This is a genomic window from Massilia sp. UBA6681, from assembly GCF_002454935.1.
Lineage (GTDB): Bacteria > Pseudomonadota > Gammaproteobacteria > Burkholderiales > Burkholderiaceae_D > Telluria > Telluria varians.
In genome coordinates, this window is record NZ_DKJX01000113.1 from 1 (window position 1) to 9,007 (window position 9,007).

Annotated in this window: 6 protein-coding genes and 3 pseudogenes; 4 read left to right on the forward strand and 5 right to left on the reverse strand. The window is 67.6% G+C overall.

Annotated features, from left to right (window positions below):
- From B2R83_RS21350 to B2R83_RS21360, 3 genes are all read right to left on the reverse strand, one after another.
- A partial coding sequence (locus tag B2R83_RS21350; RefSeq protein WP_292044792.1) for a DUF2243 domain-containing protein occupies positions 1-485 on the reverse strand: 485 nt, incomplete at its 3' end.
- Positions 486-560: 75 nt separating this feature from the next.
- Positions 561-2,114, reverse strand: coding sequence for a hypothetical protein (locus tag B2R83_RS21355; RefSeq protein WP_292044794.1), 1,554 nt, complete (start codon positions 2,112-2,114; stop codon positions 561-563).
- Positions 2,111-2,980: an ABC transporter ATP-binding protein gene (locus B2R83_RS21360; protein WP_209587617.1), complete on the reverse strand. Its 870-nt coding sequence runs from the start codon at positions 2,978-2,980 to the stop codon at positions 2,111-2,113. The genes B2R83_RS21355 and B2R83_RS21360 overlap by 4 nt, the downstream gene beginning before the upstream one ends.
- Before the next feature lie 193 nt (positions 2,981-3,173).
- Between B2R83_RS21360 and B2R83_RS21365 the strand changes: the two genes are divergently transcribed.
- From B2R83_RS21365 to B2R83_RS24075, 4 genes and pseudogenes are all read left to right on the forward strand, one after another.
- Complete coding sequence (locus B2R83_RS21365) at positions 3,174-4,142, forward strand: IS1595 family transposase (RefSeq protein ID WP_292044802.1); 969 nt, start codon at positions 3,174-3,176, stop codon at positions 4,140-4,142.
- A 150-nt stretch (positions 4,143-4,292) separates the two neighbouring features.
- Positions 4,293-6,347 carry a tetratricopeptide repeat-containing diguanylate cyclase gene (locus B2R83_RS21370; protein ID WP_292044796.1) on the forward strand — a complete coding sequence of 685 codons (2,055 nt, stop codon included), beginning with the start codon at positions 4,293-4,295 and terminating at the stop codon, positions 6,345-6,347.
- Between the two features lie 113 nt (positions 6,348-6,460).
- Positions 6,461-7,093 (forward strand): annotated as a pseudogene (locus B2R83_RS24070) (sensor histidine kinase); the annotation flags it as partial.
- 168 nt (positions 7,094-7,261) lie between these two features.
- Positions 7,262-8,029, forward strand: a pseudogene (locus B2R83_RS24075) (hybrid sensor histidine kinase/response regulator); the annotation flags it as partial.
- Positions 8,030-8,049: 20 nt separating this feature from the next.
- Here the strand turns inward: B2R83_RS24075 and B2R83_RS21380 are convergent.
- Together B2R83_RS21380 and B2R83_RS21385 are read right to left on the reverse strand one after the other, a co-directional pair.
- The gene (locus B2R83_RS21380) at positions 8,050-8,346 is read right to left on the reverse strand and encodes a hypothetical protein (protein WP_229445986.1); all 297 of its coding nucleotides are present in this window, start codon (positions 8,344-8,346) and stop codon (positions 8,050-8,052) included.
- Between the two features lie 80 nt (positions 8,347-8,426).
- Positions 8,427-9,007: pseudogene (locus B2R83_RS21385) on the reverse strand (hypothetical protein); the annotation flags it as partial.

Below are 9,007 nucleotides of genomic sequence, written 5' to 3' on the forward strand. Positions count from 1 at the left end.
GCCAGCAGCGCCAGCATCGCGGCCGTGCCCTGCAGGCCGGGGCCGCCACCGTGGCGCCGCAGGCGCAGGCCGAGTGCGAGCGGCGCCAGGCCGAACAGCGCCAGCCACAACAGGTCCCACAGCAGCGGATCGTCGCTGTCGACGCGGATGCGGTGGATCTGCAGCAGCCAGTGCGACAGCAAGGTGTCGACCACGTGCCAGAGGCCGAAGCCGACCAGCACCGCTCCCACCAGCGGCCAGCCCCACTGCCCTGTGCCGCGGCGGTGCAGGCGCCACAGGCCGGCCAGGCCGGCGAGCGCGATCACATACATCAGCGCATGGAACCAGCCGTCCCACAGCACCTGCATGCGCAGGTCGTCGATGCCCGGCACCAGGCTGAGCAAATGGTGCCACTGCAGGATCTGGTGCAGCAGGATGCCGTCGAAGAAGCCGCCGAGCGCAAAGCCGAGCACGGCGCCCCAGCGGAACCAGGGTGTTTTCCACATCGCATCACCTCGCGTCGGAACGGGACGGCCAAGTATAGCCCGTCCGTTTTCAGGCGCCTGCACCCTTCGCAAGGTCTAGCCGCGCCGGCTCCAGGCGATGCCGGCCGCCACCGCCGCCAGCCCGGCCGCGAGGAAGCCGCCGGCCGACTGCAGGCTGGCGTCGCCGTGCAAGCCCACGGCATCCATCATGGCCATGCCCTTGGTCTGGATCATCACGTAGAAGCCGAACAGGAACAGGCCGAGGAACAGGCGCGGCGTGCGGCTCAGCTGCCCGAACAGGGCGGCGCAGCCGGACAGCGCCACCAGGCCACCCAGCAGGGCGAAGGCGCGCACCGGCTCCACGAGGCTCCAGCGCAGCGCGATCGGCCCCATGAACAGGAGGCCGAGCAGCAGTGCGGCCGCCCACTGGCGCAGGAAGCGGCGGCGGCTCCCGCCCGGCATGGCGGCGCTCAGGCCTTCGCAGCCGGCGCTGCTGTCGCGCGTGGTGCTTTCGCTGCACAGGATGCCCCAGAACACCAGGGCGCCGGCTAGCAGGCCGGGCAGGACCACGCCTGGGAGCACCAGGCCACCCACGAAGCAGACTGCGAGCGCCAGGATCGCGCTGGGCGCCGACACCAGCACCAGGGCGGCATCGGCCAGCACCTGCCCGCCCGGGCCAGGGGTGCGCGCGGCCAGGCGCATCAAGGGCGTCACCAGCCGCGCCAGCGGACGCAGCCAGCCGTCGAGCAGGGCCAGGGGCGAACGGCGCCGGCGCGCCCTGCCGGCCTTGACGCGGTCCGGCGAGAAGCGGTGGAACAGCAGGACCGCCGGCAGCAGCGGCAGCAGGGCCAGCGCAGCCGACAAGAAGCGGTCGCGCACCATGGCCGTGGTCCACATCCATTGCGGCAGGGTGTGCGGCGGCAGCGCCGCATCGAAATTCATCATGCCGATGCCCAGGGCCTGCGTGTCGACCTGGCTGCGCAGGCCGTTCATGGCGTGCGCCAGGCCGGTGAAATCGAGCCAGGCCAGCGTGGACGCCGCGCCGCCCTCTTCCACCGCCGCGCCGAGCGACAGCATCGACATCCACACCACGAAATACAGCAGGTCGCCCGCCTTGCCCATGAGCGGGCTCCAGCTGTCGCACAGGACGGCGCAGCTGGCGCAGAAGAAAGCCATGGGCAGCAGCAGCAAGCCATAGGTCTGCAGGTAGACGAGGAGGTGTATCGGGCCTTCGCCGCGCAGCAGGTGGCAGGCCAGGGTAGTGAGCATGAAAGCGCCAAGCAGCAGCACCAGCGAGCCGACCGCTCCCAGCCAGCGGCTGGCCACCAGCAGCGCGTCGCCGGCCCTTGTCGCGCCGATGACGCCGCCGATGCCGCTCCTCAGGTCTTCGCCGGTGCGCCCGCGCGCCAGGTAGAAGCCGGCAAGGCTGAACAGCAGGGCGCCCATGACGGCGCTGCCCAGCGCCAGCGCCGAGCTGGTGTACAGCACGCGCGCACCGTCCACCACCAGCAGGCTGCTGCCGCTGCGGACATCGCTGATCATGGCCCAGGTGACCGCCACCACCGCCAGCACCGCCGCCAGGGTGGACAGGCGGCGCAGGCGCAGGCGCACCTCGTTGGCCGCCAGCAGGAACAATGGGTGCGAGCTCATGCCGCCTCCGCCTGCAAGGCATAGCGCTGCGCCATCAGGGCTTCTTCCAGGCTCGGTTCGGCATTGACCGCGCCCAGGCAGGGCAACTCGGGGTGGGCGATGCGCAGCAGCATGCGCCCTTCCTGGCGCTGGGCCTGCAGCACGTGCACGCGCTCGCGCAGCGCCGCATAGTCGGCGTCAAGCACGCTGGCGCTCCAGATCCGGCCTCGCGCATGCCGCAGGACCGCATCCGGCGTCTCGTGCGCCACCAGCCGGCCGGCGCGCATGATCGCCAGTTCGGTCGCGATGCTCTCCACGTCCGACACGATGTGGGTCGACAGGATCACCAGCTTGCCGAAGCCCAGCTCGGCGAGCAGGTTGCGAAAGCGCAGCCGCTCCTCCGGGTCGAGTCCGGCCGTGGGCTCGTCGACCACCAGGATGTCGGGGTCGTTCAGCAGGGCCTGGGCGATGCCCAGGCGGCGCTTCATGCCGCCGGAGAACGAGGCCGCGGGCCGGTGCGCCTGGTCGTGCAGGTTGACCAGCTCGAGCAGCCGGCGGATCCGCGCAGCGTCGCGCACGCCCTTGAGGGCCGCGAAGTACTGCATGAACTCGAACGCGCTCAGGTTCGGGTAGACGCCGAAATCCTGCGGCAGGTAGCCGAGGCGGCGCCGGATCGCGTCCGGCTTTTTCACGATGTCGCAGCCGTCGAACAGGATCTGGCCGCTGCTGGGGCGCGTCAAGGTGGCGATCATCCCCATCAGGGTCGACTTGCCGGCGCCGTTATGGCCGATCAGGCCGACCACGCCCTGGCCCAGGGACAGCGAGACGCCGTCCACCGCTTTCACGTCCTTGCCGAATTGTTTGCTTACCGCGTGCAGTTCCAGCATGTCTCCCCCTTCGCATTGTTGTTGGGGCGACTATAGGGAAGGCCTGGTGCCGGCTCCAGCCGTTTGCGACAAGCAGTCGAAAACAGGGGGCGAATGCCAAATGAGAAGGCGCTGTCAACCTTAACTATGGATGAGCGCGGAACTGCTGAGCTGCTTCCTGGTCGAATGCCTGTCACCACAGACGGGAACAACCATGCGCGCGCCGTATTTCAAGAAGTGGTTTGCCAGACTCCCTGCACTGAACCTGCCCCAGCGCCTGCAGACGCTGGCTGCCCTGCATCCCGCTGCCGGGCTGGACCAGGTGATCGCCCTCATCGGCCAGATCGGCGGAGCGTCGCGTCGCTGCCCCAGCTGCGCCTGCGAACCTTACTACCGGCATGGGCAAGCGAACGGCTTGCAGCGCTACCGCTGCCGCGCCTGCGGTCGCACCTATAACGATCTGAGCGGCACGCCGCTGGCGCGGCTGCGGCTACGTGAAAAATGGCTCGATTACCTGGGCACCGTGCTCGACTCGAAATCGGTGCGCGCAGCCGCCAGCGAGATCGGCGTGCACCGCAACACCGCTTTTCGCTGGCGGCACCGTTTCCTGGAGGGCCCCAGGCATGCCCAGCCGACGCCCCTGGGCGGCATTGCCGAGGCTGACGAAATGTTCATGCTGGAGTCGCAGAAAGGCGCGCGCAAGCTGGACCGCCCAGCACGCCGGCGTGGCGGCCGGGCCAGCAAGCGCGGCATTTCACGCGAGCTCGACTGTATTCTGGTGGCGCGCGACCGCAGTGGCCAGACCGTCGATGCCGTGGTCGGCCGTGGCGCCTTGACGGTTGCGCAGCTGGAGCGCCATCTGCTGTCCCGGCTCGACCGGCAGGTGCTCTTGGTCAGCGACGCCCATGCGGCGTATCGCCGTTTCGCCCGCAAGCATGGCATTGCACACCAGGCGGTGAACCTGCGTGCGGGCGTGCGGGTACGCCGCGCCGTTGCCGGAGCCATCCATGTGCAGAATGTGAATGCCTACCACCAGCGCTTCCGGCAGTGGTTGAGCCGCTTCCGCGGAGTAGCTTCGCGCTACCTGCCGAACTACCTGGGCTGGCGCCGGGCGCTCGATGGCGGACGGATCACGACGGTGGAGCAATTGCTGCGCCTCTCGATCGGAGTCATCCATAGCTAAGGAGGACAGCGCCAATGAGAATCGATTTTATTCCCTATGCATATGTGTCATTTTGGTGAAATTTGAAGAGAAACTGAATTTCCGGTTTGCAACAGGAATATAATGGTTTGAATCAAAAAGACGGATTTTCCGCTGTCCCGAGACCTTTCCATGCCCTCATCCCTCTCCCGATCACTGGCGCGCTCGCGTAGTTTCGTGCTCGCCGCGGCGCTGTGCATGGTGTCATCCCTTGCAACCGGCGCAGAGGCGGACACCTCTGTGCCGCTGGCGCAGCGGCTGTCGGAAATCCGTGAGCTCAACAAGTACGTGCCAGAGCGCGCTCTGCCGCTGCTGCTGGCGGCCGAGCCGGAGGGACGGGCGGCGCCTCTCGCCCAGCGCATCGAATTCCTCAATCAGCTATCGCACGGCTACTACGGTCTCGGTAAACACGAGGCCGCCGAGACCGTGTCCAACGAGCTGGTGGCCCTTGGGCGCCGTTACGGCGCCGATGAAGCGATTGCCAAAGGGTTGCTAATCAAGGGATACATGGCTTATCGTCGTTCCGAGCTGGCGCAATCGCATCGTTATCACTGGGAGGCCGAACGGCTCGCTTATCGGACGAATAATATCGAGCTGCAAGTCCGCGCCACGATTTCTGGGGGTGAATCGTATGCGGAGGAAGGAAATTTCCCAAAAGCGCTCGAACGCCTGCAGGCCGCAGTGGCACTGGCGCGCAAGCATGGCGATCCGACCCAGATCGTCATGTCGCTCAACGCGCTGATTCGGCTGTACACGCAGATGCGCGCGTATGACAAGGGTTTCGAAGCGCTGTCCGAAGCCATCGAAGCTGCGCGCAAAACCGATTCGCCGGGGCGCATGGCAACCCTCAAGCACGCGGAGTATGGCCTGGCCGTGGACACCGGTCAGTATGCGCGCGGCCTGAAGGCGCTGCTAGATAGCCTGGCGATCGAGCGCTCGCTCGGCGCCGAAGCAATGGTGGCGCGTACCCTGGTCAACCTGTCGGACTGCTACCTGAAACTGCGCGACTACCGCGATGCCGCGCGCTTCGCGGAGCAGGCCATCACGGCGGCGCGCGCGCTGAACAACGCCGGGCTGGAAGCGACCGCACGCCTGAACCTGGGCCAGGCCTATCTGGCCACCGGCCGCCTGGAGGAAGGCAAGCGCCATATCGAAGCCGGCATGAGCGCCTACGAGAACCTGGGCGACCAGCCGCAGCTGCAGGCCGTGCTGGTGGAATACGGCCAGGCGCTCGAGCGCGCCGGCGACCTGGCCGGCGCGCTGCGTGCCTACCATCGCGAACGCAGGATTTCGAACGAGCTGTTCGAGAAGCGCCGCCAGCGCGCCGTGCTCGACCTGCAGGAGAAATACGAGACCGAGAAGAAGGAGCGCGAGATCGAGCTGCTGCGCAGCGAGAACCAGGTCAACCACCTGCAGCAGCGCGTCTGGTGGCTGCTGGCGGCGGTGTTCGCCCTGGCATCGGTCGTGGTCGGCCTGCTGTACCGCAAGGTGCGCCAGGCCAACGCCAAGCTCCACGAGAAAAACAAGGAACTCAAGCAGCAGAGCGTGCGCGACCCGCTGACCGGGCTGTACAACCGCCGCCACTTCCTGGACACCATGCTCCGCATGCCGCAGCCGGAGACGCCGGTGGAGGTCGCGGCGCCCGAACAATGCGGTGCATTGTTCCTGCTGGATGCCGACCACTTCAAGCACATCAACGACACCTGGGGCCACGCGGCGGGCGACGCGGTGCTGACGGCGATTTCCGCCAGCCTGCGCGAGATCCTGCGCGAGACCGACATGATCGTGCGCTGGGGCGGCGAGGAATTCCTGGCCTTCCTGCCGTCGATCCCGCGTGCGGGCCTGGACGAAGTGGCGCAGCGCATCCTGGACGGCGTGTCGGCGGTGAGGATCGCGCACGGCGGCCAGACCCTGAGCGTGAACGTGTCGATCGGCTTCGTGCCCTTCCCGCTGAGCTGCGGCGGGGTGCTGCTGCCATGGGAACGCGCGGTCAACCTGGCGGATATGGCGCTCTACCTGGCCAAGGCGCACGGACGCAACCGCGCCTATGGCCTGCAGGGCTTCGGCGATGCGTCGCAGGTATGCGTGGAAGAGATCGAGCAGAACCTCGAACAGGCCTGGCGCAAGGGACAGGTCAGGATGTCGACCGTGCTGGGGAGCCAGGCTGACTTGCGCGCCAGCGCCTGAATACCTGAAACGTCCCGCTGCGACGCTGCGCACGATAGATAAGCTTGTTCCAAAAAGCGCGTCGACCCTCTACACTGGCATATTTACCAGCGGGCGCGCCTTGCCCTCCTCCCATGCTCGCCTCGCTCCTTTCGCCTTTCCACAGCATCGACACGACCCGCAAATCCCTGCGCTATGGTATCGCCCTCGCCCTGTTCGCCCTGGCGCTATGGGTACGCTTCCTGTTGATCGGCGTACTGCCCGCGCGCGGATTTCCCTTCCTTTCCTTTTTCCCCGCTGTCCTGCTGGCGGCCTGGCTGACCGGACTGGGACCCGGCCTGCTGGTCGCCGCCTTGAGCACGGTCGCTGCATGGGCATTCTTCATGGGACCTCCCGTAGCCCTGCACCTGATGCCGAAGAGCGACCTGATCGCCCTGGTATTCTTCGCCGGGATCCTGGTCATCGACTGCATCGTCATCCACCTCATGACCAAGGCGATGCGCCAGCTGCGTGCGAAGGGGGAAGAGCTGCGCGCCAGCCAGAGCGAACTGATGGCGCGCGAAGCGGAACTGCGCGAAGCGGACCGCCAGAAGGACGTATTCCTTGCCACGTTGGCACACGAGCTGCGCAATCCGCTGGCGCCGATCCGCACGGCCGCCCAATTGATCAGCGCCTCGTCGCGCGACGCCGGGATCGGGCGCGCCGCCGCCGTCATCGACCGCCAGAGCAGACAGCTGACGCGTCTGGTCGACGACTTGCTGGACGTTTCGCGCATCCACACCAGCAAGCTGCACCTGCGCCCGTCGCATATCGATTTACGCCAGGTACTGGACAGTGCGATCGAGACCTGCCAGCCCATGATCGACACCGGCCAGCATGCGTTCAGCGCCACCATCCCCGCGTTCGCGTTACCGGTCCGGGTCGACGCGGTCCGGATCGCGCAGTGCGTGTCGAACCTGCTGCACAATGCCTTCAAGTTTACCCCGCCGGGCGGACGCATCGCGCTGGCCGTCGAGTTGCGCGGCGCCGAGGCCGTACTGGTCGTCAGCGACAACGGCCGCGGTATCTCGGCCGCCATGCTGCCGCGTCTGTTCGAATTGTTCAGCCAGGAACATGCCAGCGGCATGCATGGCAACAGCGGGCTCGGGCTTGGGCTGGCGCTATCGCATCACCTGGTTGCGGCCCACGGCGGGAGCTTGACCGCCGCCAGCGATGGGGCCGGACAGGGAGCGCGTTTCGAGCTGGTTCTTCCGCTCGCCGAAGCCATCCCGGCCGCCGCACCGTCCACCGATGCCATCCATTGCGGCCCTGCCGGAAGCCGGATCCTGATCGTCGACGACAATGTTGATTCGGCACAGATGTTGCAAGCGCTACTCGAATCCGAGGGGCATACCGTCGCGCTCGCCCATGACGGTGCGAGCGCCCTCGCCACGCTCGGAGGCTGGCGGCCAGACGTCATGTTTCTCGACATTGGCTTGCCCGATATTTCGGGATACGAGGTCGCCATCCGCGCCCGCGAGTCGGGACTGCTCGATGAACGTACGCGGCTGGTGGCGCTGACGGGTTGGAGCGACGAGCTTGCGCGCGCCAGGTCGGCGGCGGCCGGGATCGAACATCACCTGAACAAACCCGTCGCGTTCGACGATGTGCTGTCGCTCCTGCCGGGCCACCACGCACATGTCGACAAGGCGGCGTTTGCCTGAGAACGACGCGGCCCGTCGGTTCAGTCGACCACGTCCTGGATCTTTTCTCCCGCGTTCTCGACCTTCTTGCCGACTTCCTCGGTAGCCCGCTTCAGGCCGCCCTTGGCGTCGCGGGTGGCATCCACGACCTTCTCGCGCGCCTCTTCGGTCGCGCGGTCGACCTTGGCCAGTTCCTGGTCCACTTGGCGCGAGACCTTCGCACCGGCCTCGTCCAGCGCCTTGCCGGCGCGCTGGGCCGGCCCCATCGCTTCCTCGTCACGGCTGCAGCCTGCCAGCGCGGCAAGCAGCAACAGCGTGCTCAACATGCTCGTTTTCATCGTTGACTCCAGCTGTCTGCTTGCCGGCCAGCATACACCGGTGCCGAAAAACGTGGCTGACGCTTGGCTCGGATAGCCGCTCACTCGTTGCGGGAGGGATCGGCCAGCGGGTGCTCGCGCTCGTCGACGATCTCCAGCCGCAGGGCGCGGGTCTGGTCGTCCTCGCCCCAGCGCTTGGTGAACACGGCCAGCCTGGCCAGCGCCTTGTCGTAGGCGCGCGCCCGCCGCAGTTTCTTGATCGCGCCGGAGGCGTCAAGCCAGGCCCTGGCGCGCTGCTCGGCGCGCGTGCAGTCGGCGGCCGCCTTGTTGAGCGACTGCTGCACCTGGCGCAGCTGCTCGGGCGTGGCGCGGGTGCTGCGCAGCGCGATCAGTTCGTCCTGCGCGTCCCTGGCCTTGCACTCGACGGCCAGCGCGACCGCACGTTCCATGCGCCGCTCGATGCGGCTGCCCTCCGGGCGCACCATGACCCAGATCAGCCACAGCGCCGCCAGCGCGGCGATCCACCAGCGCAGCCGGATCGGCGCGCGCCGCGGTGGCTGGGCCGGCGTCGGACCCGCTGGCGCAGCGCGGCCGACGCCGGGTGGCGGCGGAATGCCGGGTCCGGACTGCGGCTGCGATGGCGGCCGGGCCGGCCCTTGGGCCTGGGACTGCTGCGGCGCCG

Bases quoted from the DNA above. Each gene is read 5' to 3' on its own strand.
- B2R83_RS21370 (WP_292044796.1), top strand. From the start codon at position 4,293: ATGCCCTCATCCCTCTCCCGATCACTGGCGCGCTCGCGTAGTTTCGTG.
- B2R83_RS21360 (WP_209587617.1), bottom strand. From the start codon at position 2,980: ATGCTGGAACTGCACGCGGTAAGCAAACAATTCGGCAAGGACGTGAAA.
- B2R83_RS21365 (WP_292044802.1), top strand. From the start codon at position 3,174: ATGCGCGCGCCGTATTTCAAGAAGTGGTTTGCCAGACTCCCTGCACTG.
- B2R83_RS21380 (WP_229445986.1), bottom strand. From the start codon at position 8,346: ATGAAAACGAGCATGTTGAGCACGCTGTTGCTGCTTGCCGCGCTGGCA.
- B2R83_RS21355 (WP_292044794.1), bottom strand. From the start codon at position 2,114: ATGAGCTCGCACCCATTGTTCCTGCTGGCGGCCAACGAGGTGCGCCTG.